This is a genomic window from Streptomyces sp. RPA4-2 (assembly GCF_012273515.2).
GTDB classification, from domain to species: Bacteria; Actinomycetota; Actinomycetes; order Streptomycetales; family Streptomycetaceae; genus Streptomyces; species Streptomyces kaempferi.
Genome location: NZ_CP050975.2, coordinates 5,675,407 through 5,700,722, shown reverse-complemented (window position 1 = coordinate 5,700,722; position 25,316 = coordinate 5,675,407). Strand labels below are relative to the sequence as shown.

At 71.7% G+C, this 25,316-nt stretch carries 19 protein-coding genes and 1 pseudogene; 5 read left to right on the top strand and 15 right to left on the bottom strand.

The features are described from left to right. Positions 1 to 187 precede the first annotated feature (187 nt). Positions 188 to 1,231 carry an NAD(P)-dependent alcohol dehydrogenase gene (locus HEP85_RS25020; protein WP_168529931.1) on the bottom strand — a complete coding sequence of 348 codons (1,044 nt, stop codon included), beginning with the start codon at positions 1,229 to 1,231 and terminating at the stop codon, positions 188 to 190. 173 nt (positions 1,232 to 1,404) lie between these two features. Between HEP85_RS25020 and HEP85_RS25015 the strand changes: the two genes are divergently transcribed. Continuing rightward, positions 1,405 to 2,319, top strand: a complete 915-nt coding sequence (locus tag HEP85_RS25015) for a helix-turn-helix domain-containing protein (protein WP_168529930.1) — start codon at positions 1,405 to 1,407, stop codon at positions 2,317 to 2,319. A gap of 109 nt (positions 2,320 to 2,428) precedes the next feature. On the opposite strand, the pseudogene HEP85_RS25010 reads toward HEP85_RS25015, so the two are convergent. The 6 genes and pseudogenes from HEP85_RS25010 to HEP85_RS24985 form a co-directional block, all read right to left on the bottom strand. Beyond that, a pseudogene (locus tag HEP85_RS25010) lies at positions 2,429 to 3,198 on the bottom strand (group II truncated hemoglobin). A gap of 91 nt (positions 3,199 to 3,289) precedes the next feature. Beyond that, the gene (locus HEP85_RS25005) at positions 3,290 to 6,529 is read right to left on the bottom strand and encodes a S8 family peptidase (RefSeq protein WP_168529928.1); all 3,240 of its coding nucleotides are present in this window, start codon (positions 6,527 to 6,529) and stop codon (positions 3,290 to 3,292) included. Between the two features lie 264 nt (positions 6,530 to 6,793). After that, a complete protein-coding gene (locus HEP85_RS25000; protein WP_168529927.1) occupies positions 6,794 to 7,477 on the bottom strand; it encodes an ABC transporter ATP-binding protein in 684 nt (227 codons plus the stop codon). Between the two features lie 73 nt (positions 7,478 to 7,550). Then, complete coding sequence (locus HEP85_RS24995; RefSeq protein WP_168529926.1) at positions 7,551 to 9,005, bottom strand: ABC transporter permease; 1,455 nt, start codon at positions 9,003 to 9,005, stop codon at positions 7,551 to 7,553. Positions 9,006 to 9,188: 183 nt separating this feature from the next. Then, positions 9,189 to 10,454 carry an Ig-like domain-containing protein gene (locus HEP85_RS24990; protein ID WP_168529925.1) on the bottom strand — a complete coding sequence of 422 codons (1,266 nt, stop codon included), beginning with the start codon at positions 10,452 to 10,454 and terminating at the stop codon, positions 9,189 to 9,191. 264 nt (positions 10,455 to 10,718) lie between these two features. Then, on the bottom strand, positions 10,719 to 11,027 hold the full coding sequence (locus HEP85_RS24985) for a hypothetical protein (RefSeq protein ID WP_248002066.1): 309 nt from the start codon (positions 11,025 to 11,027) through the stop codon (positions 10,719 to 10,721). A 149-nt stretch (positions 11,028 to 11,176) separates the two neighbouring features. On the opposite strand from HEP85_RS24985, the gene HEP85_RS24980 reads away from it, so the two are divergent. Continuing rightward, complete coding sequence (locus HEP85_RS24980; RefSeq protein WP_168529923.1) at positions 11,177 to 11,506, top strand: LPXTG cell wall anchor domain-containing protein; 330 nt, start codon at positions 11,177 to 11,179, stop codon at positions 11,504 to 11,506. Positions 11,507 to 11,542: 36 nt separating this feature from the next. Then, positions 11,543 to 12,277 (top strand): DUF2625 family protein, encoded by a 735-nt coding sequence (locus HEP85_RS24975; protein ID WP_168529922.1) that lies wholly within the window; start codon positions 11,543 to 11,545, stop codon positions 12,275 to 12,277. A 103-nt stretch (positions 12,278 to 12,380) separates the two neighbouring features. Here HEP85_RS24975 and HEP85_RS24970 read toward each other — a convergent pair whose 3' ends face one another. From HEP85_RS24970 to HEP85_RS24940, 7 genes are all read right to left on the bottom strand, one after another. Continuing rightward, positions 12,381 to 14,039, bottom strand: a complete 1,659-nt coding sequence (locus HEP85_RS24970; protein ID WP_329290019.1) for a DEAD/DEAH box helicase — start codon at positions 14,037 to 14,039, stop codon at positions 12,381 to 12,383. A 149-nt stretch (positions 14,040 to 14,188) separates the two neighbouring features. Further along, entirely contained in the window at positions 14,189 to 14,392 is a 204-nt protein-coding gene (locus HEP85_RS24965; RefSeq protein WP_028803001.1) for a cold-shock protein, read from the bottom strand. 214 nt (positions 14,393 to 14,606) lie between these two features. After that, positions 14,607 to 16,145 carry a histidine ammonia-lyase gene (gene hutH / locus HEP85_RS24960; RefSeq protein ID WP_168533993.1) on the bottom strand — a complete coding sequence of 513 codons (1,539 nt, stop codon included), beginning with the start codon at positions 16,143 to 16,145 and terminating at the stop codon, positions 14,607 to 14,609. Between the two features lie 99 nt (positions 16,146 to 16,244). Then, on the bottom strand, positions 16,245 to 17,399 hold the full coding sequence (locus HEP85_RS24955) for a sensor domain-containing diguanylate cyclase (protein WP_356010969.1): 1,155 nt from the start codon (positions 17,397 to 17,399) through the stop codon (positions 16,245 to 16,247). Positions 17,400 to 17,477: 78 nt separating this feature from the next. Further along, positions 17,478 to 18,320 (bottom strand): enoyl-CoA hydratase/isomerase family protein, encoded by an 843-nt coding sequence (locus HEP85_RS24950; RefSeq protein ID WP_168529921.1) that lies wholly within the window; start codon positions 18,318 to 18,320, stop codon positions 17,478 to 17,480. A gap of 1,431 nt (positions 18,321 to 19,751) precedes the next feature. Next, positions 19,752 to 21,098 carry an adenylate/guanylate cyclase domain-containing protein gene (locus HEP85_RS24945; RefSeq protein WP_248002065.1) on the bottom strand — a complete coding sequence of 449 codons (1,347 nt, stop codon included), beginning with the start codon at positions 21,096 to 21,098 and terminating at the stop codon, positions 19,752 to 19,754. Positions 21,099 to 21,258: 160 nt separating this feature from the next. Beyond that, positions 21,259 to 22,134, bottom strand: a complete 876-nt coding sequence (locus tag HEP85_RS24940) for a biotin--[acetyl-CoA-carboxylase] ligase (RefSeq protein WP_168529920.1) — start codon at positions 22,132 to 22,134, stop codon at positions 21,259 to 21,261. 130 nt (positions 22,135 to 22,264) lie between these two features. Between HEP85_RS24940 and HEP85_RS24935 the strand changes: the two genes are divergently transcribed. After that, positions 22,265 to 23,866, top strand: a complete 1,602-nt coding sequence (locus HEP85_RS24935) for an acyl-CoA carboxylase subunit beta (RefSeq protein ID WP_168529919.1) — start codon at positions 22,265 to 22,267, stop codon at positions 23,864 to 23,866. A gap of 23 nt (positions 23,867 to 23,889) precedes the next feature. Beyond that, positions 23,890 to 24,099 (top strand): acyl-CoA carboxylase subunit epsilon, encoded by a 210-nt coding sequence (locus HEP85_RS24930; protein ID WP_168529918.1) that lies wholly within the window; start codon positions 23,890 to 23,892, stop codon positions 24,097 to 24,099. Between the two features lie 57 nt (positions 24,100 to 24,156). On the opposite strand, the gene HEP85_RS24925 is transcribed toward HEP85_RS24930, so the two are convergent. Next, the gene (locus tag HEP85_RS24925; protein ID WP_168529917.1) at positions 24,157 to 25,299 is read right to left on the bottom strand and encodes an SGNH/GDSL hydrolase family protein; all 1,143 of its coding nucleotides are present in this window, start codon (positions 25,297 to 25,299) and stop codon (positions 24,157 to 24,159) included. Positions 25,300 to 25,316 lie beyond the last annotated feature (17 nt).

The window sequence follows — 25,316 nt, the reverse complement described above, 5'->3', positions numbered from 1 at the left end:
CGTGCGCCGCGGGCCGGGCACCGGCCACGGAACCTCGGGAGTGTCTCCCCCTACATCGTCGACCGCGCGTCGGCCGCCCGCACGACACGGGCCGCGCGGGCCAGGCGCGGGACAGGCGCGGGACAGGAAACGAGGGCGCCGACCGGTCCTGTGACCGGTCGGCGCCCTGCTCACCCGCGTCAGCCCACTAGATCGTCGCGGTGTCGATCACGAAGCGGTAGCGGACGTCGCTCGACAGCACCCGCTCGTACGCGTCGTTGATCTCGGACGCGCTGATCAGTTCGATCTCCGCGCCGAGGCCGTGCTCGGCGCAGAAGTCGAGCATCTCCTGGGTCTCCTGGATGCCGCCGATACCGGAGCCGGACAGCGACTTGCGGCCGCCGATCACGGAGAAGAGGTTGAGGGAGATCGGCTCCTCGGGGGCGCCGACGTTGACCAGCGCGCCGTCCGTCCGCAGCAGCGAGAGGAACGCCCCGAAGTCGAGCGGTGCCGAGACCGTGGACAGGATGATGTCGAAGGTGCCGCGCAGTTCCTCGAAGGTCTTCGGGTCGCTGGTGGCGTAGTAGTGGTCGGCGCCCAGCTTGAGGCCGTCGTCCTTCTTGCGCAGGGACTGCGACAGCACGGTCACCTCGGCGCCGAGCGCGTGCGCGATCTTGACACCCATGTGACCGAGGCCGCCCATGCCGAGGACCGCGACCTTCTTGCCGGGGCCGGCGTTCCAGTGCCGGAGCGGGGAGTACGTGGTGATTCCGGCGCAGAGCAGGGGCGCGGCCACGTCGAGGGAGAGGCCGTCGGGAATGCGGACGGTGTAGTTCTCGTCGACGACGACGGCCTGGGAGTAACCGCCGTAGGTGGGTTCGCCGTCCTTGCCGATCGCGTTGTACGTACCGATCATGCCGCCGCCCGTGCAGTACTGCTCCAGGCCCGCCTTGCAGTTCTCGCACTCGCGGCAGGAGTCGACCATGCAGCCGACGCCCACGCGGTCGCCGACCTTGAACCGGGTGACGCCGGAGCCGACCTCGGAGACGATGCCGGCGATCTCGTGACCGGGCACCATCGGGAAGATCGCCTCGCCCCAGCCCTCGCGGACCTGGTGGATGTCCGAGTGGCAGATACCGGCGAACTTGATGTCGATCAGGACGTCGAACTCGCCCACGGGGCGGCGCTCGATGGTGGTGCGCTCCAGCGGAGCCTTGGCGGCGGGGGCGGCGTACGCAGCAACAGTGCTCATGCGGGGGGTTCTCCTAGAAAATGGTCTGTGGCCGGCTGTCATCTTCCGCCGGGCACGGTCACCAGCCTGCCCCGCCGCGCGCCGTTCACCCAGGCCACGGCTTTGCGTACGACCACTGGTCCTACTACTGGCGGGGTCAGCCTCCGCCGCGTACGACCGTGAATACTGGACGTATGAACGAGCAGCCCTTCCAGGAGATCGCCGGGGAAGCCGGGCAGCCGCTGGACCGGCGGGCCGAGCTCAGTGAGTTCCTGCGCACCCGCCGGGCCCGGCTGAAGCCGGAGGACGTGGGGCTGCCCGACTTCGGACGGCACCGCCGGGTGCCCGGACTGCGGCGCGAGGAGCTGGCGCAGCTGGCCGGGGTGTCCGTGGCGTACTACACACGGCTCGAGCAGGGCAACGGGCGGAACGTGTCGGCGGAGGTGCTCGACGCCATCGCCCGCGCCCTGCGCCTGTCGGACGCGGAGCACGCGCACCTGACCCACCTCGCCAAGCCGAAGCAGCACAAGAAGAAGCAGACGGCCCGGCCGCAGCACGTGCGGGTGGCGCTGCGGCACCTGCTGGACATGCTGGACGGGGTGCCCGCGTACGTCACCGGGCGGCGGGCGGACATCCTGGTCTGGAACCGGATGGCGGCCGCCGTGTTCGGTGACTGGGCGGAGCTGGCGCCCGGCGAGCGGAACTGGGCGCGGCTGGTGTTCCTGCGGCCCGAGTACCGCGAGCTGTTCGTGGACTGGGAGCAGAAGGCGATCGACATCGTGTGCATGCTGCGCATGGACGCGGGCTGTCATCCGGACGATCCGAGGCTGTCGGCGCTGGTCGGGGAGCTCTCCGTCAAGAGTCCGGACTTCCGGCGGCTGTGGGCCACGCACGACGTGAAGGAGAAGAACCACGGCGTGAAGGAGCTGCGGCATCCGCTGGTGGGCGACCTGGACCTGCGGTTCGAGTCGTTCCGGATGGCGGACGACAGTGAACAGGCGCTGATCACGTACCACGCGGAGCCGGGGTCCGCCTCGGCGGAGGCGCTGCGGCTGCTGGCCAGCTGGGGTACGGACGCGACCCGTGCGGGGGCCAACGCCCAGTCGTAGGCGCACCGCGCCCGTGCCCGGCGCCCTGGGAACGGCCGGCGGCCACGCGCCCGGCGCTCACCGGCCCGGCCGCCACGCCGTCAGGCCCTCACCCGCCCGGCCCCCGCCGTCACGCCTGGTACGGCGGTGCCGCCCCCACGTCCACCGCGGTACGGGCTGCTCGGCCGGAGGCACCGCGTCGGGGCCGGAGAAGTACACGGCGAGCCGCGTGCCCCACTCCGCGTAGGCGAGGAACGCGGAGCGGAACTCGGCGTCGGTGGGCAGTTCCGCGTCGTCCGCCGCGTCCTGGAGGACGTTGACCCAGCGCCGGCGCTGGGTCTCGGTGATGTTCCTGCCGAAGTGCTGGGCGACCATGTGGCCGTGGCCGCCCTGGGTCTCGGAGTAGGCGGGTGGTCCGCCGAAGACCTCGCCGAGCCAGAGGGCGACGTGCGCCGCGTGCTCGGGGGCCATGCCGGCGAAGACGGGTCCGAGGACGTCGTCCTTGAGGACCTTGTCGTAGAAGACACCGGTCAGCCGGACGAAGGCCTCCGCGCCGCCCGCCCACGCGTACAGGGTGGGGACCGCGGCGCCGGTGCCCCGTACCGTCGTCGCCTTGTAGTGGCGCATCTCCTCGATGTGGGGGATGTAGGGGCGGATCTCGGCGAGGAAGGCGGGGAAGAGCTCCGAGGTGCGGAAGTCCTGTTCGTGGGCCTCGGTCGAGGTCCAGGTGATCCGCAGGACGAAGTGTTCGAAGTCCTCCTCGCTGCGGGCGAGTTCGTAGTCGACGCACTGCGGGGCGGCGGACAGCTGGGCCGCGGCCCGGGTGTAGGCGGCAAGGAACTCCGCGGACCGTGCCTCGGGTATGTGGTACCGGACGTACTCCACGGTGTGGGCGCTCATGGGGACCACGGAAACACGGACGGCCCGCCGGAAGCTGTTCTTCCGGCGGACCGTTCGCTACGGGCTCATCTCACCCGGGTGGGGAGCGGGCTCACTTTCCGTAGTACGCGTTGTAGATCGAGACCGTCGACTTGTTGCCCTGCTTGTCGGTGATCTTCGCGTGGAAGGAGATGCCCTTGCCCTTCGCCGGGTTCTTGACGGTGATCTTCCCGTCCTTGACCTTGAGCATGGTCCAGGTCTGGCCGTAGTCGTACGAGACGTACACGTACAGCGACTTGAGGTTCCTGCCCGCGGCCGAGCCCTGCACGGTGAGCGGGACGGTGGCCTTCTTGCCGGCCTCGACACGGCTGTCCAGGCCGGTCGCGGCGTTGAAGCGGACCGTGGAGGCGGGCAGCTTCGCGAAGTCGGCCTTCTTGGACTTGAAGGTCCAGCTCGCGTCGATCCGGGTGGAGGCCGCGGCGACTTTCACACTGCGCTTGACCGAGGTCGTCAGCCGGTACTCCGCCTGGGCGGCCGGGACCTTGAACTCCTTGTCGCCGAAGAGCGGGTCGTCGTTCGATCCGACCTTCGTCCCGTTGCGGTAGAGCGTCGTGGTGACCGAGCTGAACAGCGAGGACCCGGCGTGGGTGCTTCCGTCGGCGTACAGCGGCAGATAGCCGACGAGGTGGTCGCCGTCCCGGAAGACACCGAAGTCGGCGCTGATCTTCGGGCCGAAGACGGCCGTGTTGAACCGCTTGGTGCAGCTCGTGCCCGCCTTGAAGGTCTGCGGGACGCCGAGCGTGTAGTAGGCGTCGACCACCGGGAATCCGGTGGCGTCCGTACCGGCGTGCTGCTCGAAGTCGAAGGCCCACTGGATCTTCTCACCGGCCGACAGATAGAGCGTGCGCGCGCTCGGCAGCTTCTGGTCGACGCCGATACCGGCGCTGCCGTCGTCGGGCAGATAGCCGTACGCGGTGATCGCGCCCGTCTTGCCGGTGGCCGCGCCGCCCATGTCCGCCCGGACCTTGGCCAGTTCGCTCGCCTTGTAGTGCTTGACGTGCGCGCCCTGGAGCCTGCTGACCTTGGCGCCGGTGAAGATGTCGTACTCGGCGCCGGCGCCCTTGGTCCACTGTCCGGCCCAGCTCTGGAACAGACCGGGGCTGAGCGCCGGGCCGAGGTGTGCCACCCGCACGTTCCGGAAGGAGTCGAGGCCGAGGCCGATCCCGATGCCCGTGGTGTCGTCGAAATAGTCGACGACCGCCGACAGCGGCTCGGCCCGCGCGTCCGGCACCGTGATGTCGGCGCCCTCGGCGGTGCGGGCGTCCAGCGTCAGCGTGGTGTTCCGGGTGACGTCCAGCCGGGGCCGGACCAGCCAGTCGACCCCGCCCTTCGCCTCGACCAGGTCCTGCACGGAGAGGGAGTTGAGCAGGTACTTGCCCTTGGGCACCCGGAGGGTCACGGTGTCCGCGGTGTTCTGCGACGCGTAGTCCCGGTCGGCGCCGAGCCCGGTGTAGCCCTCCAGGTCGGTGAGGTGCGTGGGCGTCTGGCCGGCGCGGTCGACGTACTTCAGGGTGACGTCGTACGACTCCGGCTCACGCTCGACCGCGACCGCCGTGCGCACCGACTGGCCGCCGCCCGTCGCCGTCACGTACGCGGCGTACGCGCCGTCGAGGGTGCCGCCGAGCCTGGTGTTCGCGTCGACCCCGACGGACGCCTCGCCGCCGGCCGGGACGGTGAGGGTGGGGGCGGCGAGCTCGAAGAAGCCCGCAGGGGCCGCGTGCCCCTTGGGGTCGGTGGTCTTGACCCCGAGGGTCAGGGTGACGTCCTTCGTGCCGAGGTTGCGGTACGTCAGCCGCCGTGTCAGCGCCGTGTCGTCGGCGTGCGGCCACCGCGCGACGCCGAAGCTCACCGAGGACGGGTCGGCGATCACGGTCTGCTTGATCGCCGCGTCGACGGCGATACGGCCCGCGCCCTGCTCGAACGGGGTGTACGAGCCGCCCTTGGCGGAGCCCGTCAGCGCGCCCTTGAGCTCGGTGTACGTCCAGTCCGGGTGTTCCTGCTTGAGGATGGCGGCGGCGCCCGCGACGTGCGGGGTCGCCATCGACGTACCCGAGATGGTCAGGTAGCCCGCGGGCTTCTCGCCGACCTCGGTGTCGATGACGCTGCCCGGGGCGGCGGCCGCGGTGATGTCCACGCCGGGGGCGGTGACGTCCGGCTTGATGGCGCCGTCGCCGAGGCGGGGGCCGGTGCTGGAGAAGTCCGCCAGGTTGTCGTGGTCGTCGACGGCGCCGACGGTGAGCGCGGCGTCCGCGCTGCCCGGCGAGCCGATCGACTCGGGGCCGTCGTTGCCCGCCGCGATCGCGAAGAGGATGCCCTTCTCGGCCGAGAGCTTGTCGACCTCGGCCTCCAGCGGGTCCACGTCGGGGGTGTCCGGGCCGCCGAGGCTCAGGTTGACGACGTCGGCGCCCTGGTCGGCCGCCCACTCCATGCCGGCGAGGATGCCGGAGTCGTCACCGTTTCCGGTGTCGTCGAGAACCTTGCCGTTGAGGATCTTGGCGCCGGGCGCTACGCCCTTGTACTTCCCGTTCGACTTGGCACCGGTGCCCGCCGCGATGGACGCGACGTGCGTGCCGTGGCCGTAGTGGTCGGTGGCGTCGGCGGCGGCGGAGAAGTTCCGGGACGCGATCACCTGGTTCCTGAGGTCCGGGTGGGTCGCGTCGACACCGGTGTCGAGGACGGCGATCTTGACGCCCTTGCCGTCGTACCCGGCGGCCCAGGCCTTGGGGGCGCCGATCTGCGGCACGGACTTGTCGAGGCTCGCCCTGCGCACGCCGTCCAGCCAGACGTGCGCGATGCCGGCGGCCGCCCGCCCGTGGTCGGTGACCGCGGACCACAGCTCGGCCGCGTCCCGCTGCGGCGTCCGCACCGCGTCCGCGTTCAGGGACTTCAGGGTCCGGCGGAGCGTGCCCGACTCGCGGACGTCGGCCCGCGCGGCCGTCGCGGCTCCCTTGTAGCCGACGATGACCTTCAGACCCTGCTTCTGGGAGGCACGGGTCGCGGCCTTGTTCAGTTCGGTGACGTCGAAGAGCCGCCGGTCCACCTTGCCGGCGGCTATCAGCGCCTGCGCGTCGGCCGGCACCACGAGGGTGTGGCCGTGGGCCTTGCGGATCTGGACGGGCACCTGCGCACGGCCCTTGGCCCGCTCGAGGCCGACGACACGCCCCTTGGCGTCGACGACCACCCGGTCGCCGGTGATCAGTGTGATGCGGTGCTTGGCCGTGATCCCGGCCGCGGAAGCACTGTTGACGTGTCCGGCCTTCGCCGGGACCCTCGCGGACGCCGGGCTGGTCATTCCCGCCGCCAGGGCCACGGCCGCCGCCGTGGCAACGGTCGCCGCGCACGCTCTTTTCACTTGTCTGCGCAAGTCTCCCCCTGGAGATGAGGTCCGGGTGAATTCCCCATTCACCCGGCCGAGGGAAATCTCGTACGCATGCACGATCACCCCTCGGAAAGCGCAAGTATGCCGGGGGGTGATCGGCCCCTCAAGAGCGGGGCTGCGGCGAAGAGTTGACGGAATTGTTCCGCTAAGCTCCGGAAATCTCCTTTTTGCGCTCGTTCACGCGCCCGCGTTCTCCTTGACGCTGATCTTTCCCTTGCGGATCGTCGCGACGCGCGGGGCCTTCCTCGCGATAGCGGAATCGTGGGTGACCATGATGAAAGTGAGCCCGCGCTCCTTCCACATGGTCTCCAGCACGTCCATGATCTCGTCGCGCATGGACTCGTCGAGATTTCCGGTGGGCTCGTCGGCGAGGAGCACCTTCGGCTGCTTGACCAGGGCACGGGCGATGGCCACGCGCTGCTGCTGACCGCCGGAGAGTTCGGCGGGCAGATGTCCGAGCCGCTCGGCGAGCCCCACCGACTCCAGGGCCTCGGCGGCCCGCGCGCGCCGCTCCTTTCCCTTCACCCCGAGGGGTACGAGAGCCGTCTCCACATTCTCCTGGGCGGTGAGTGTGGGAATCAGGTTGAAGCTCTGGAAGACGAATCCGATGTTCTCGCTGCGCACCTTGGTGAGCTTCGCCTCGGACAGTTTCGCCAGATCGACGCCGTCGAGTTCGACGCTGCCTCCGGTGGGCCGGTCGAGTCCGCCGAGCATCTGCAGCAGGGTGGATTTCCCGCCGCCCGTGGGCCCCTGGATGACGAGCCGGTCTCCGTCCGCGATGGTCAGATCGATGCCGGCGAGCGCGTCGATCGTGTCCTTGCCCCGCCGGTAGCGCTTGATGACGCCTCTGAGTTCGTACATGGTGCTGCTCCTGGTTGTGCGTGAGGGGGCGGGCCGTGCGGGGTGTGGGCCGCACGGTCCGTGCGGGGCCGGTCTATTCGACGCGGCGCAGGGCGTCCGCGGGCCGAAGCCGGGAGGCGCGCCAGCCGCCGAAGGCACCGGCGATCAGACCGCCGGCGACGGCGAGGGCGACCGCTCCGGCGATGGTGGAGAGACTGACGGGCGCGGTGAGCGTGACGTCCAGCGCCTTGGACGCGACCCTTCGGCCGGGACCGCCGAAGCCACCGAAGCCGCCCTGCCCGCCACCGCCGCCCGATCCGCCCACCTGTGCCTGCAGGTTGGGGCTGATCTCGGTGACCACGTACGCGCCCGCCAGACCGAGCGCGATGCCGAGAACCCCGCCGACCAGACCGTTGACGACGGCCTCACCGACGACCTGACGGGTCACCCGGCCCGACTTCCAGCCGAGCGCCTTGAGGGTGCCGAACTCGCGCACACGCCGGGAGACGGCCGAGGAGGTGAGCAGACCGGCGACCAGGAACGCGGCCACGAGCACCGCGATCGACAGCCACTTGCCGACGTTCGAGGCGAGGTCGGAGGCGGTCGACAGGGAGCCGGAGACGGTGTCCGCGAGGTCCGCGGAGGTGGTGACCGTCGTCCCCGAGATGTTCTTCTGGATGGTGCTCTTGACGCTGGAGATCTGCTGCGAGTCGGACGCCTTGACGTAGATCGTGGTGACCTTGTCCTTGGCGCCGGCCAGCGTCTGCGCCTGCTGGAGCGGCATGTAGAGGTTGGCCGCCGCGTCACCGCTGTCCGGAGTCGCGATCCCGATCACCTTGTACTTGACGCCCTTCACGGTGACCGTGCCGCCGACCGAGAGCTTCTTCTCCTTGGCGTACGACGTGTCGGCGACGACCACCGCGGCGTTCGTCTCGGACGTCGTGAAGGTACGGCCGCTGGTGATCTTCGAGGAGGTCAGCGGGCCGAGCGCCGGCTTGGTGACGTCGGTGCCGTAGACGGAGTAGTTGTTGACGTCGAAGTTGGCGCCGCCGCCCTCCACCCGGCCCTGCGGGGGCTGCTGGCCGCCCTGGCGCCCGCCCCGGCCGCCGCCGCCGTTCCCGTTCTGCTGGAACCGGCCCCGGGTGAACTGTCCGTTGACCCGGATGACCTGGAGACTGAGGCCGCCGACGGAGTCCGCCACGCCGTGCTGCGAGTCGACCTTGGAGACCGTCGAGGCGGCCAGGGTCTGGAATCCCTGGACCAGGACACGGTCGCTGCTCTGCTCCTTGTCGGAGCCGTTGTCGTTCGCGCCGAAGTTGAAGCGCGGGCGCTGACCGGTGGTCGTCGTCGGCGCCGCGGCCTTGGTGACGGTCATGTCCGTACCCAGCCCGTACAGCGACTGGAGGACCTTGCCCTGGGCCTTCTCCATGCCGGACGACACGGAGCTGACCACGATGACCAGGGCGATGCCCAGGGCGAGCCCGGAGGCGACGACGAGCGCCGCCTTCCTGCGGCGGCGCAGTTCGCGCCTCAGGTAGGTGAAGAACATGGCCGCAAGGTAGGTACGGCGCGTGATGAAGCCATAAGGCCGAAATAAGAGAACGATGAGAAGGCTGTGACGGCACGGAAGTTCACCTGTGCGCGGCCCCGGAAGCCGGTGAAAACGCCGATGGCGGCGACCCGTGCGGGCCGCCGCCATCGGCGGGGTTCTTGTGGGTGGCGCGAGCCGGCGTCAGACGGCCGAACCGGCCTTCCACGACGCCCAGTCCAGGTTCCAGCCGTTGAGGCCGTTGTCCGGGGCGATGGTCTTGTCGCCGGTGTTCTTGACGACCACGACGTCACCGATCAGCGAGTGGTTGTAGAACCAGGCCGCGGCGGTGTTCGGGTCGTTGGCACCCTTGGTGTCGGACAGGCCGACACAGCCGTGACTGGTGTTCACCGAGCCGAAGATGGACTTGGCGCCCCAGTAGTTGCCGTGCACGAAGGTGCCGGAGTTCGACAGCCGCATGGCGTGCGGCACGTCCTTGATGTCGTACTCGCCCTTGCCGTCGGAGTTCGTGAAACCGACCGTCGAGCCGTTCATCCGGGTCTCCTTGAACTTCTCGGAGATCACCATCTGGCCCTGGTACGTCTTGTGCTCCGGGGATCCCGAGGAGATCGGGATCGTCTTGATCGTCTTGCCGTCCTGCGTGACCTTCATGGTCTTGGTCTGGGCGTCGACGACCGAGACCTGGTTGCGGCCGATCTTGAACGTGACCGTCTTCTGCTGCACGCCGTACACACCGCTCGCGCCCTGGACGCCGTCCAGGTTCAGCTTGAGGGTGACGGTCGAACCGCCCGTCCAGTACTTCTCGGGACGGAAGTCGAGGCGGTTGGCGCCGAACCAGTGCCCGACGACCTCCTGGCCGCTGCTGGAGGAGACGGTGATCCCCTTCTGCACGGCGGCCTTGTCGGTGATCGCCTTGTTGAAGTTGATCGAGACCGGCATGCCGACACCGACGGTGGAACCGTCCTCCGGCGTGAAGTTGCCGATGAAGCTGTTCGCCGCGGAGACCGTGGTGAACGACGCGTTCTCGTGGGCCACCAGGCCCGCGGAGTCGGTGGCCTCGGCGGCGATCTTGTACGTGGTGGCACGGTCGAGCTGGGCGGCGGGCTTCCAGCTCTTCTTGTCGGCCGATATCTGGCCGGAGACGGCCGTGCCGGCCTCCGTCTTCATGGAGACGGAGGAGAGTGTGCCCTTGGTCACAGTGACCGCGGCGGCGTTGTTGATGGACGCGTTGTCGGAGCCGTCGGCGGGGGTGATCTTGATCTGCGCCTCGGAACTCTTCTGGGCCGCCGCCTCGTCGGCCTGGGCCTGCGAGGACCCACCGCCGTCCGAGGCATTGGCCTTGCTGCCGCCTCCGCTGCACGCAGAGAGCACCAGCACTCCGCCGAGCAGTGCGGACGCGGCCATCAGGCCCCGGCCCCGCTTACTGTCCGTCATCACACGCTTCTCCATCGTTGCCGAATCACCAAATACCGCAAAACCCCGTAGGAACCTTCAACGTACGACCGGTTCGTCCCGTTCCACACCCGTCGGGTATGTGGGACACACCACCTAGGTCAACGGCGCCGACCAGGCCGATCGAGGCCCGCGGGACCTCGTCGGGTGGACCGGCGGCCGGACCGAACCCCATGGTGCGGAAGTGGCCGGTGCGTCGTCTGAGACGAATGAACCCCGGGCGGCGGTTGCCACCCGGGGTCACGAAATTCCCAAGGGGCCTCAGCCGACTCCGACTTCTTCGTCGTCGTCCTCGTCGTCATCATCCTCGTCGAGGTCCCATTCCGGCGAATCGGGGTCGTAGTCGATCGGCTCGCTGCTCCAGGACGCCTGGGCGAGCTCGACCCCGGGCACCTCGCTGACCAGGTCGAACGGATCGACGAGATAGGCGAGGGCTTCGGCAGTGTCTTCCGTCACTGCGTTCTCGGCGTGGGCCCGCTCGTCGGCCTGCATGCCGGAGTCGTCCGCGACGCGACGCAGCGCGGCCTTGGTGACGGCGTCCGCGTCGTCGACTTCCAGCACCAGCTCCACGCGAAGCCGGACAAATCGTGATGTCTCAGGAGTACTCATGAGACGGAGCGTACGGCCCGAGGTCCCCGCGACTTTCCCACGACCCGCGCCTTTCATTAGCATCGGGCCACACGGCCAATTCGCCAGCGCCACAAGGGGATCGATATTACGTGTCCGCCGCACGTCGCTCGTTGCTGACCGCCACCGCAGCGGGGACCCTCCTGGGAGCCCTGTGGTTCGTCCCGTCCGCCAACGCGACTCCGGAAGCGCCTGCTCAGCACGGGTCGGCACCGACCGCCGACCGGTCGGCCGCCACCACAACGGCCACGACGGCCGGAGCGGAGCAGGCCGTCACGGAGCCGAGCGACGACCACACCCGGCTCGCCGACACCGGAAGCGTCAACACGACGCCGTACGTCGTCGGCGGCACCCTTTTCCTCGGCCTCGGTGCCGGCTTTGTGACCTACTCGGTGCGCCGGGAACGCACGGCGGCCTTCTGAGCGCAGCGCTCCGGCCCGGAACCCCACGGGATGCCCATGCGAGACCTGACCGAGCTGACCGATGTCGAGGAGCCCGCGTGGCCCCTCCTGTCCGAGGCGATCTCCACCAGCACGGTGTCCCTGGAGGTGCTCCCGGTGGAGCCGGCCCAGGCCCGCGCGTCCCTGCTGCAACTACAGGTCACCGCGCGCTCCTGGCTCGGCGCCTTCGTCCTCAACTGCGGCGGCGTGTCACTCGACAGCGGCTGGCTGCGCATCTACGGCAGTCCGGGCGACGGATCGCCCAAGGGTCCGCCGGGCATCGCCGACGTCAACGAGTTCCCCGCCCGCTTCGACCCGGCATGGCGGCCGGAGGGCGGGCTCGTCGTCGGCCATGACGTCCTCGGCGGGACCTATGCGCTCAACGGACCCGAGCCGGGCGCGGTGGGCCGCCCCGGGGGGCCCGGCGAGGTGGTCTACTTCGCGCCGGACGCCCTGCGCTGGGAGGCCCTCGGCGTGGGCCACGCGGCCTGGCTCAGCTGGCTCCTGGAAGGCGGCACGGAGGACTTCTACGACAACCTCCGCTGGCCCGGCTGGCGGGCCGAGACAGGGCCGCTCCCCGGCTCCCAGGGCATCACGTTCGACCCGGTGCTGTGGTCCGCCGACGCCCGCCGCGACCTGCCCGCGGCCCGCCGCCGCGCGCTGCACATGACCGAGCTCCTCGACCTCCACCGGGACGTCGGCCTGGAGCTCGACAAGATCGATCCGGGCTTCCTCGGCGACTTCCACCCCTGAGAGACCCGACGGGTCCCGGGCTCCCCAAGGAGCCCGGGACCCGTGAAGTCCGCGGCTGCGGCGTGCGGTCGGGAGCGGGCTGGGCCGGCTCCCGACGGAGCGCCTACGCGGCGCGCCGGCCGCCGCCGCCCTGGCCGCCACGCTCCGTACGGCGCTGCGGAGCACGCCCCCGGGTGCCGCCGCCGGTCCCGTTGCCGCCGCCGGTACGACGTCCACCGGTGGCGCCGCCGCCGGTGGCACCGCCGGTGCCGCGCTGCGGCTGACGCCCCTGCGCCTGCCGGCCCTGCGACTCCGCGGCCGTGCCCGTTCCCGAACCTGTGGAGCGCCGTGCGCCGCCGCCCGTCCGGGGCCGCGACCGGGGCCGCTGCTTCGGCTGCTCGACCGGCTGGGGCACCTCGATGACGACCGGAACCCCGGAGGGCTCGCGGGCGCCGGTGAGGCGGGCCAGTTCCTCGTCGCTCGACTTGACCTGGGCCGAACGCGGGGTGATGCCCGCGTCCGCCATCAGACGCGTCATCTCCCGCCGCTGCTCGGGCAGGACGAGGGTGACGACGCTGCCGGACTCGCCGGCCCGCGCGGTACGGCCGCCCCGGTGCAGGTAGTCCTTGTGGTCGGTCGGCGGGTCGACGTTGACGACCAGGTCGAGGTCGTCGATGTGGATGCCGCGGGCGGCCACGTTGGTGGCGACCAGCGCGGTGACCTGGCCGTTCTTGAACTGGTCCAGGGTCCGGTTGCGCTGCGGCTGGCTGCGGCCGCCGTGCAGCGCGGAGGCCCGTACGCCGTTGGCCAGCAGCCGCTTGGTGAACCGGTCGGCACCGCGCTTGGTGTCCACGAAGAGGATCACGCGGCCGTCGCGCGCGGCGATCCGCAGGGCCACGGCCTTCTTGTCGGTCTCGTCGGCGACGTGCAGCACGTGGTGCTCCATGGTCGTCACCGCGCCCGCCGACGGGTCGACGGAGTGCACCACGGGGTCCGTCAGGAACATCCGGACGAGCCGGTCGATGTTCTTGTCCAGCGTCGCCGAGAAGAGCAGTCGCTGACCGTCCGGCTCGACCTGCTGGAGCAGCGCGGTGACCTGCGGCATGAAGCCCATGTCGGCCATCTGGTCGGCCTCGTCGAGGACGGTGATCGCGACCTGGCCGAGCGTGCAGTCGCCGCGCTCGATGAGGTCCTTCAGCCGTCCCGGGGTGGCCACCAGCACTTCGGCGCCGCGGCGCAGCGTACCGGCCTGGCGGCCGATCGACATGCCGCCGACCGCGGTGACGACACGCAGGTTGACGGCGGTCGCGTACGGCGTCAGCGCGTCGTCGACCTGCTGGGCCAGCTCACGCGTGGGCACCAGGACCAGGGCGAGCGGTGCCCTGGGTTCGGCGCGACGGCCGGCGGTGCGGGCCAGCAGCGCGAGCCCGAAGGCGAGCGTCTTGCCGGAGCCGGTGCGGCCCCGGCCCAGGACGTCGCGTCCGGCCAGCGAGTTGGGCAGGGTCGCGCCCTGGATCGGGAACGGCTCGGTGACACCCTGCGCCGCGAGGGTCTTGGTCAGGGCGGCCGGCATGTCCAGCGCGTCGAATGATTCGACGGCGGGCAGCGCCGGGGTGATGGTCTCGGGCAGGGAGAACTCCTGCGGTGCCGCCGCCTTGCGGGCGGGGCCCTTGCCGGCGCCCCGGCCGCCACCGCGGCCCGCGTTCCTCGCGGAGCCGCCGGTCTGGGCGCCGCCACGCGCATTCGCCGGCCGCTTACGGACGGGACGTTCGGATCGAGTCATGCTGGATCTGGATTTCCTTCCTGGGCCCCACGGACTGCACGCACAGCGCCCGCCGTCCATATGAACGGCATTCATGAGCACTCACAGCACGAGCCGGGACCCACACCCGAAGGTGCGGGCCCCGGCTCTGGAAAAGCGCGTCCCCGAAATCAGGCGGGGATGATGTTCTCCGCCTGCAGGCCCTTCTGGCCCTGCGCGACGTCGAACGAGACCTTCTGGCCCTCCAGCAGCTCACGGAAGCCGGAGCTGGCGATGTTGGAGTAGTGGGCGAAGACGTCGGGGCCGCCGCCGTCCTGCTCGATGAAGCCGAAGCCCTTTTCCGAGTTGAACCACTTCACGGTGCCGGTAGCCATGTTTCTCTCCTGAACAGGTAGGGCCCCAATCCGGAGATGCACCGGGAAATGCCGGAGATGCCGGTAAAACAAAACGCGCCTGCGGAGGATTCCGATCAGGCGCACAAAGTAAATGGGTACCAAAAACGTATCAATGAGACAGTAGCACACTCTGCGGCACCGTGAGGGCGCCGGCCTGGTCGGCGGCGCCCTCAGCGGCGTACGTCGGTGGCGCCTACAGCAGCGGACCGGTGACCGCTTCCACCGCGGTCACCACCTGGCCGCCGCGCACGAAGGCGTCGGCCGCCTCCAGGTCCGGGGAGAGGAAACGGTCGGGGCCCGGCCCCTGGACACCGGCGGCGCGGACGGCGTCGATCACGGCCCGCGACGCCGGGGCGGGGGCGAGACCCTCGCGCAGTTCGATCGCGCGGGTGGCGGCGTACAGCTCGATCGCGACGATGCGGGTCAGGTTGTCCACCGCGGTGCGCAGCTTGCGCGCGGCCGACCAGCCCATGGAGACGTGGTCCTCCTGCATGGCGGAGGACGGGATGGAGTCCACGGACGCCGGTACGGCGAGCCGCTTCATCTCGCTGACCAGTGCGGCCTGCGTGTACTGGGCGATCATCAGACCGGAGTCGACACCCGCGTCGTCCGCGAGGAACGGCGGCAGTCCGTGCGAGCGGTTCTTGTCGAGCAGCCGGTCGGTGCGGCGCTCGGCGATGGAGCCCAGGTCGGCGGCGGCGATGGCCAGGAAGTCGAGGACGTAGGCGACCGGGGCGCCGTGGAAGTTGCCGTTCGACTCGACCCGCCCGTCGGGCAGCACGACCGGGTTGTCGACGGCGGCGGCGAGCTCGCGCTCCGCGACGAGCCGGGCGTGCGCGAGGGTGTCGCGGCCGGCGCCCGCGACCTGCGGGGCGCAGCGCACGGAGTAGGCGTCCTGGACGCGCGGGGCGCCGTCCTGGTGGTGGCCGGTGAGCTCCGAACCCTTGAGCACGGCCAGCATGTTGGCGGCCGAGGCGCTCTGTCCGGGGTGCGGGCGGATGGCGTGCAGCTCGGGGGCGAGGACCTTGTCGGTGCCGAGCAGGGCCTCGAGGGAGAGGGCCGCGGTGACGTCGGCGGACTTGTAGAGCGTGTCCAGGTCGGCGAGGGCCATGACCAGCATGCCGAGCATGCCGTCGGTGCCGTTGAGAAGGGCGAGGCCCTCCTTCTCGCGCAGCTCGACGGGTGCGATGCCGTGCTCGGCGAGGAGCTCGCCGGCGGGGCGGACCGTGCCGTCCGGGCCCTCCGCGTCACCCTCGCCCATCAGCGTCAGCGCGCAGTGGGAGAGCGGCGCCAGGTCGCCGGAGCAGCCCAGCGAGCCGTACTCGTGCACGACCGGGGTGATGCCCGCGTTGAGGATGTCGGCCATGGTCCGCGCGACCTCGGGCCGGACGCCGGTGTGTCCCGAGCAGACGGTCTTGAGCCGCAGGAACATCAGCGCGCGCACGACCTCGCGCTCGACGCGCGGGCCCATCCCGGCGGCGTGCGAGCGGACGATGTTGCGCTGCAGCTGGGCGCGGAGTTCCGGGCTGATGTGCCGGCTCGCGAGCGCGCCGAAGCCGGTGGAGACCCCGTAGACGGGCTCCGGCTTGGCGGCCAGCGCGTCCACGATCTCGCGGGCCGCGGCCAGGGCCGCCACCGCCTCGTCGGCGAGCTCGATGCGGGCGCCGCCGCGCGCCACGGCGAGAACGTCGGACGCGGTCACGCCGGACGTCCCCACCACCACAGTATGCATATCCATATTCAGGAGCGTACGCAGTGAATTCCGCGATGTCACTAGTGGTGTCACTAGTGGATGGCCGGTTCGCCCCTTACTTCGCCGTACGTCCCGACGTCACGGGCGGCGCTGCTCGTGGCGCCCCCGGAAGCGGCGGCGCTCTCCCTCGGCCGGGGGCGGCGCGTCGGCCAGGCGTACCACCGGGTCGTCGGGCCCCTCCCGCCCGGCGACGACGGGCTGTGCGGCGCGTACGGCCTTCGCGCGGTACTGGGCGGCGTCGGCCAGCCGGAAGAGGCGGCGTGCCGAGCGCACCGGCCCGATCGGGTCCCCGGTCGACGCGACCCCGCACGCGACCCCGTCGCCCATCTCCAACTCGGCGGCGCGGCGGCAGAGTTCACCGGCGATGCGCACGACCTCGTCGGCCGGCGGTCCGACCGCGAGAAGACAGAACTCGTCGCCGCCGAGGCGGGCGGCGAGGGTGCCCGGGAGCATCGCCCCGCACAGCGACAGCACCGACCCGAACCGCTCCAGCAGCCGGTCGCCGACGGCGTGCCCCCGGGTGTCGTTCACGCGCTTGAGTCCGTTGAGATCGCAGACGACGAGACTGACCACGACGTCCTCCGCCCGGTGCCGTGCGATCGCCTCGTCCAGACGTACGTCGACGGCACGGCGGTTGGCGAGCCCGGTCAGGGCGTCCGTGAACGCCAGCCGCCGGGCCTCCTCCAACCGCTCGGTCTGGGCGATCCCGGCCGCGACGACGGAGGCGAGGACGGTCGCGAAGTCCGCGTCGGCCCGGTCGAAGAAGGGCTCCGACGCGGGCCGGGCCACGTACAGCTCGCCCCAGGCGCGCCCGTGCAGCACGACCGGGGCGACCACGCAGCAGCCGCGCCCGCGCCTGCGCAGGGCGGCGACCCGCTGGTGGCAGTACCCGGCACGGCCGCCCGCCGGGCCGTCCGCCGTCTCCACCCAGGCGTTCGGGCCGCCGCCGCCGGCCCAGCGCTCGTGCAGGAACTCGGCGATCTCCGGGAACTGGTGCACCGGGTAGGCCTCCCCCTCGGGGAACTCCTCCTCGTCCGGCGCGCGTTCGCCCACGTTCACCAGCACGCGGAGCCGGCCGAGTTCGCGCTCCCACACGGAGAGCGCGGCGAAGCTGCCGCTGAGCGCGTGGCAGGCACCGCGCGCCGCGGCCCGCCAGGATTCGCGTGGGGTGTGCGCCGCCGCCATCCCCTGCGCCAGCTCCACCACGGCCCTCAGCCGTCTGTCCTCACCCATCACTACAGGCTAGGGACATTTACCTTCATTTGGGATATCGGTACCGCGGACAGGGGTCCGAGTGGCCGTACCCGGAAGCTACTGGCCGGGCCACTGCGGCTTGCGCTTCTCGTTGAAGGCCGCGACTCCCTCCGCCCGGTCCCCGGAGAAGGCGACCGACCGCCAGGCGGCGTCCTCGACCTCCAGCCCCGCACGGAGGTCGAGCCCCTGCCCGAGCCGCAGCGCCCGCTTGGCCGCCCGCAGGCCGACGGGCGAGTTGGCGGCGACACGGGCGGCGAGCGCCAGCGCCTCCGCACGGTCCTGCCCCACGTCCACGAGGTCGTCGACAAGCCCCAACTCCCGCGCCTCGGCCGCCTCCAGACGGCGCGCCGAGAAGATCAGCTCGGCCGCGCGGGCCGCACCGACGCGGCGCGGCAGCAACTGCGTACCGCCGCCTCCCGGGATCACCCCGACCGACACCTCGGGCAGCCCGAGCACCGCCGTACGGTCGGCCACGATCAGATCGCAGGAGAGCGCCAGCTCGAACCCGCCGCCGAGCGCGAAGCCGTGCACGGCGGCGACGGTCGGCATCGGCAGCTCCAGAACGCCGGTGTACGCGGCCCGCGCCACCGGGCGCTGCCGCATCAGGTCGGCGTCGGTGAAGGAGTTGCGCTCCTTCAGGTCGGCGCCCACGCAGAAGGCCCGCTCATGGGTGGAGGTCAGCACCACGACCCGTACGCCGGGGTCGGCGGCGAGCGCCGCGCAGGCGCCGGCGAGGGATCGGGCCATCTCCGTGGACACGGCGTTCATGGCCTTCGGCCGGTCGAGGGCGAGCTCCGCGACATGCTCGTGCCGACGCACGACGACGAACTCCCCGAACCGGCGCTCGCCCTCGGACCGCCCCTCGTCCCCGGACCTCGGCTCGTCCCCTTGCTCCGCCATGACACCCTCCCTGTGAACGGTTAACGCGGGTTAACTTCCGCCTCCCCCGATCATCGCAGCCGACGCCGTCCGGCGAAACCCGTCCCTTCGACCGCGCTTCCACGTTCGGGTGACATCCCACCCAACTCCCGCCCCAGGCCCTCAAAAGACGCATAACCTGCGCACCGCCAAGGACATCGGGGAGCGTCCGCACACCGGGGAGGGATGACCATGACGAACGGCACGACGACGGACGTGGCGAGGGGGCCTTGGGTACGGGTGCCCCCGGTCCCGCCGGGGTCCACGGAGCCCACCACCCGCGTGGCGACGCTCTCCCAGGCACTCGGCCCGGCCCGGCCGGGGATTCCCCGCCGCGCCGCCGCCCGCCCGCCCGCGCGGCGGGGAACCGCCCGCCCCGGGCCCGCCAGGGTCCCGACGCCGCCCGGACGGACCCGGGACACGGACACCTCGCCGGGGGCCGCCGAGCGCGCGCCGGAAGCGGAGGAGGCCGCCGAGACCGTCCCCCTCGCGTTCCGGCAGCGCACCGGCCGCGGACGGCACCGCAGGCCGCGGCCGCGCCGGGCGCTCCTCGCGGTGGGCGGGCTCGCGCTGGCCGCCGGGGCGCTGAGCCTGGCGCGGATGGCTCCGGACGGGGTCACCGGGAGCGGCGGGGCGCGGAGGCCGAGCCGAGGCCCGGGGTCGCCGACGACGGGTCGCTCGACACCTCACCGACCGTCTGGGCCGTGCCCTCCGCGCATCCCGCGTCCCCGGTGCGGCCGCCGCGAAGGGCGGGGCGGCCGCGACCCCGACAGCGGGAGCGAGTCCCGGCGCGACGGCATCCGCGGCATCGACGGCGTCGCCGGGACCCGCCGGAGCGGCCGGGGCGCCCGGGGTGACGGACCCGTCGGCCGCGGCACCGCCCGGCGCGCACCCGCCGGGCCGCGCGGGCGCTCCCGTGGACGACGCACCGGACACGACCGGCATCCCCACGGCGCCCGTTCCGTCGCAGCCGCCGGCCGCGCCCGCGCCGCACCCCACGCCGAGCCCCACCACCCACTCCCCGGCACCGAAGCCCGGTTCCCCCGGGCTCTGCGTGCCGATCGTGGGAATCTGCGTCAACAGCCTGACGAACCCGCTGGGACACGGGTAGCCGGGGCCGAGCAGGGCGCTGGGAGCAGCGTGTGCGGGGGAGGACGGCCCGGCCGGGCGCCCGGCCCAGGGCGGTCCCGTGGTCCCCGGCGAGTGCACGACGACAGCCGCCGCGCCTCGCCGCACCTCGCCACACCGCGGGATCACCCGGATCACCCGGACAGGACCACGTCCGAACAGGCCCGGAACGAGGCCCGGTACGAGGCCGGGCAGGAGGACGCCTCTGCGCCCCTGCGTCCTCCGCCCGGCGGACACCCGCGTCCGACGCCGCACGCCCTGCCGGCGGGGATCGCGGAACAGCCCTCAGGGTGTGTCCGACAGCTCCCGCCGGGCCAGCAGCCACGGTTCGATCACGCCGAGGCCGCGGACCGGGCGCTGCCACATCGGCTGGAGGGCGAAGCGGTAGGCGGGCGGCTCCTCGCCCTCCTTCTCCGCGGTGGCCGCCGCCTCGGCGGCCTCGGCCTCGGAGGCGGGGGCGTCCTGGGTGCGTATCAGTTCCTCCGCGAAGGCACCGTCCACCAGGACGGCGTCCCGCGGCGCTATCGACGTGAGCCGGGAGGCGAGGTTCACCGTCGTGCCGAAGACGTCGCCCATCCGGGTCGTGACGGTGCCGAAGGCGATACCGACACGCAGCTCCGGCATGGTCTCGTCGTTGGCCATCGTCTCGATGAGGCGCAGGGCGATCTCGGCGGCGACACCCGCGTCGTCCGCGGAGTACAGCACCTCGTCGCCGAGGGTCTTGATGAGCCGGCCCCCGTGCGCGGCCACCAGGTCGGCGGCGGTGGTCTCGAAGGCCTCGACGAGCTCGCCGAGCTCCTCCTCCTCCATGCGGCGGGTCAGCCGGGTGAACCCGACGAGGTCCGCGAAGCCGACGGCGAGGCGGCGGTCGACCATCTCCTCGTCGTCACCGGCCTGCACCACCCGGCCGGTCGCGGCGGCGAGCTGGCGCCGCCAGACGTAGACGATGAACTCCTCCAGCTCGGGCAGGAGCAGCTCGATCAGGGGGTACGTGACCTCGGTGCGCGTCATCCCCGGTTCGGGGGGCTCGGTCAGCCCCTCCAGGAAGGAGTCGATCTGCCACTCGGCCAGCCGCGCGGTGGTCTGGCCGGTGGAGCGGGCGACCTGCACCGCCATCGCCTCGCTGAGCAGGCCCGCCTCGACGAGACCGGCCAGCCGGCGCAGGGCGAGGACGTCGGCCTCGGTCAGCGCCTTGGCCTGGCCTATGTCGGCGAAGCCCATGGCCCGCCAGAAGCGGGAGGCCAGTTCCATGGAGACACCGGCGCTGCGGGCGGCCTGGAACGGGGTGTAGCGGCGCTCGGCGCCCAGGATGAGCCCCTCCAGGCGCAGGGCGAGGGGATCCTCCCCGGAGTCGGCGGCCTGCTCGTCGAGCCGGTTCTGCGCGTCCAGCCGGCCCTGGCCGTCCAGCCGCCCCTGCGGGTCCGGCGGCGGGCTCGGGGTGTCCGACAGATTGCGGTCCGAACGCGCGTTCGGGTCCGATCGCTCCTGTGGGTCCCCGGCGTCCTCGTCACCCCGCAGGTCCGCGTCGGCGGCCGCGGGCGCCGGGTCGGTGGCCGACCCGGCGGTACGCCCCGGCTCACCGTCGGGAGCGGGGTGCGCACCCGTGCCGGAGCCCGTGTCGTCGACGGTCACGCCTGCTGCCTTTCCGATCTGCCACGGTCAGGTATCGACCGCGCTCAACTCTACGGCAGGTGTGCGCTGGCTCACTCCTGACTCGTACGCCTGACCGGGACCCGGAACCACGATCGGCTCCGGTGCCCATCGCTGAGTACGGCCCGCCGGCCTCCAACGCTCAGGCCGGCCGGAGGTGGACGATGTCTCCCGCGCCCACCGGCTGCTGCACCCCCTCCTCCGTGGCCAGGACCAGACGCCCGTCCCCGTCGACGGCCACCGCCTCCCCGGTGATCGACCTGCCGCCCGGCAGTTCGGCCCGCACCACTCGTCCGAGCGTCGCGCACCCGGCGGCATATGTCTCCTGGAGACCGGAGGCGTCGGGGTCGCCGCCGGCGGCGCGCCACTTCTCGTACCACTGCTCCAGCGAGCGCAGCACGGCCCGCAGCACGGTGTCACGGTCCGTGGTCGTCGCTCCGGCGAGGGCGAGCGACCCCGCGCCCGGCACCGGGAGCTCGTCCTCGCGCAGGGTGACGTTGATGCCGATGCCGACCACGACCGCGTCGGTCCCGGCGCGTTCGGCGAGGATGCCGCCCGCCTTGCGTTCCGCGCCGTCCACCGTCACCAGCAGGTCGTTGGGCCACTTGAGTGCCGTGTCGACACCCGCGACCCGGGACAGGGCCGTCGCCACCGCGACCCCGGTCAGCAGCGGGAGCCAGCCCCAGCGCTCGACGGGGATACCGGTGGGTTTGAGCAGGACGGAGAAGAACAGGCCCGAGCGGGCCGGTGCCGTCCACCGCCGGTCCAGGCGGCCGCGTCCGGCGTTCTGCTCCTCGGCGACGAGGACGGCTCCTTCGTCCGCCTTCCCGGAGACGGCCAGCCCGACCAGGTCGCTGTTGGTGGATCCGGTGCCGGCCACCACCTGGAGATCGCTCCAGAGCCCGCCGTCCGCGCCGTCCCGCACCAGCGCCCGGCGCAGGGCGGTGGCGTTGAGGGGCGGACGGTCGAGGTCGGACCATCGGTTGTCGTTCGCGTCTGAGGCATCTCGCGGCGTCATGCAACCCACCCTAGGTGTGGTAAACGCCGCACTGCCGAACCGTATGGGCACCACTACCCTACGAGTCAGTAGCAACCCCCTGAGCACATCACCCTCATGTCCCACTGAGCAGGCAGGGAGCCGCATCCCGATGTCCGAGCCGGAAGAGCTGCACCACCCCGACATCCACACGACCGCGGGCAAACTCGCGGATCTGCGGCGCCGCGTCCAGGAGGCGACGCACGCCGGCTCGGCGCGGGCTGTCGAAAAGCAGCACGCCAAAGGCAAACTGACGGCCCGTGAGCGGATCGACCTGCTGATCGACGAGGGCTCCTTCGTCGAACTCGACGAGTTCGCGCAGCACCGCTCGACCGACTTCGGCATGGAGCAGAACCGGCCGTACGGCGACGGTGTCGTCACCGGGTACGGCATGGTCGACGGCCGTCCGGTCGCCGTCTTCTCGCAGGACTTCACGGTCTTCGGAGGCGCTCTCGGCGAGGTCTTCGGGCAGAAGATCATGAAGGTGATGGACTTCGCGCTGAAGACCGGCTGTCCGTTCATCGGCATCAACGACTCGGGCGGCGCCCGCATCCAGGAGGGCGTCTCGGCCCTCGGCATGTACGGCGAGATCTTCCGCCGCAACACCCATGCCTCGGGCGTGATCCCGCAGATCAGCCTGGTCGTCGGCCCCTGCGCGGGCGGCGCGGTCTACTCCCCCGCGATCACCGACTTCACGATCATGGTCGACCAGACCTCGCACATGTTCATCACAGGTCCGGACGTCATCAAGACGGTGACGGGCGAGGACGTCGGCTTCGAGGAACTCGGCGGCGCCCGCACGCACAACGCGGTGTCAGGCGTGGCCCACCACATGGCGGGTGACGAGAAGGACGCCATCGAGTACGTCAAGCAGCTGCTGTCCTACCTGCCGTCCAACAACCTCAGCGAGCCCCCGGTGTTCCCGGAGGAGGCGGACCTCGCGATCACCGACGAGGACCGCGAGCTGGACACGATCGTGCCGGACAGCGCGAACCAGCCGTACGACATGCACACGGTGATCGAACACGTCCTGGACGACGCCGAGTTCTTCGAGACGCAGCCGCTGTTCGCGCCGAACATCCTCACCGGCTTCGGCCGGGTCGAGGGCCGGCCGGTCGGCATCGTCGCCAACCAGCCGATGCAGTTCGCCGGGTGCCTGGACATCGACGCCTCGGAGAAGGCCGCCCGCTTCGTCCGCACCTGTGACGCCTTCAACGTCCCGGTCATCACCTTCGTGGACGTCCCCGGCTTCCTGCCGGGCGTCGGCCAGGAGCACACCGGCATCATCCGCCGCGGCGCCAAGCTGATCTACGCGTACGCCGAGGCCACCGTCCCGCTCATCACGGTCATCACCCGCAAGGCCTTCGGCGGCGCGTACGACGTCATGGGCTCCAAGCACCTCGGAGCCGACCTCAACCTCGCCTGGCCCACCGCCCAGATCGCCGTCATGGGCGCCCAGGGCGCGGTGAACATCCTGCACCGCCGCACCATCGCCGCCGTCACGGACCCCGACGAGGCGGAGGCCACCCGGGCCCGTCTGATCCAGGAGTACGAGGACGCGCTCCTCAACCCCTACACGGCGGCCGAGCGCGGCTACATCGATGCGGTGATCATGCCCTCCGACACCCGCTCCCACCTCGTACGGGGTCTGCGTCAGCTGCGCACGAAGCGGGAATCACTTCCCCCGAAGAAGCACGGCAACATCCCCCTGTAGACCCGGGATCCTTGGGAGCGGACATGAACATCAAGGTCGTACGGGGCAATCCGACCCCCGAGGAGCTGGCCGCCGCACTGGCGGTGGTCCAGGTCCGCGCCGCGGCGGCGGCCGGCCCGCCGTCCGGCGCGCCGGGAACCAGGGACGCGTGGGCGGACCCGTCCCGCATCGCCAACCGCCGCCTGCCGCAGCCGGGCGCGTCGACCTGGACCCGGACCTACTGGCCCGGCTGACGGGAGCGCCCCGCGGGGACGCGGGGCCTCGTGCGAGCGGCCGGGCGGGCGCCATGCCTACGCGCGGCCCCGCAGGCAGTCCGCCACCTCTTCGGCCATCACCGCGATCCCGGCGTCGTTCGGATGCAGGTGATCGCCGAAGTCGTACGCCGCCCGCAGCCGGTCCGGATCCGCCGGACCGGCGAGCGCGCGGTGCAGATCCACCACCGCGTCCCACTCCCCCGAGCCCCGGATCCACTCGTTCACCTCGTGGCTCACCCTCGCCGCGCGCTCCCCCCAGTGGTCGGACCCGGCGAACGGGAGCAGCGTCGCGCCGATCACCCGCAGCCCCCGGCCACGCGCCTGCCGTATCAACTCCCGGTACCCGGCGACGAGTTCACCGGCCTCAAGGACCGGTGCGGGCTTGTACGTCGGCTCCCCGGCGGTCTCGCTGAACCCGATGTCGTTGAGTCCGTGGAGCACGACGAGTGTCCGTACGCCCGCGTGTTCGAGGACGTCACGCCGGAGCCGTCCGGTCCCCTTCTCGCCGTACCAGGCCGAGTCGTTCAGCAGCAGGTTCCCTCCGATACCCGCGTTGAGGACGCTGCGCCCCGTGCGCTCGGCGAGCGCGTCGGACCAGCGGCGGTTCGCGCCCGGTGTCGAGCCGAATCCGTCGGTGACGGAGTCGCCGAAGAGCGCGACGCCGTCCGCGCGGTCCGCGTCGACCTCCACGGCCGACAGGAAGTACCAGGACTCGGTCGTCTCGCCGAACGCCTCCCCGCCGATGTCGTCGAGGCGGTCCCCCGCGCCCCGGTAGCTCGGCGTGAAGGCCTGCGCGTGGAAGGTCGCGGGGCCGGTGACGGCGTCGAGGTGGAGGGTGACGGTGACCGACTCCAGCGGTTCCACGGCGAGTCCGGCCGGATCGCTGACGATCTGTCCGCGCGCCGGGATCGTGGCACCGTCCGCGCCCCCGAAGGTGAGCCGCCGCAGTGAGCCGGGCTCGACGGCGGCCCCCTCGCCCGCACGCGCCACCGTGGCCCCGGCGATCCGCAGCGGCGAGGTCCCGTAGGCGTGCGAGAGCCGTATACGGACCCGGCCGCCGCCCGCGCCGACCCGGACGACCTGGCGCAGCGACTGACGCCAGAAGCCCTCCCGCGACCAGTTGGGGGTGAAGCCCTCGCTGGGCAGTTGGGGCGATGCGGTCCAGGCGCTGACGAACACGGCAGTTCCCTCCTTAA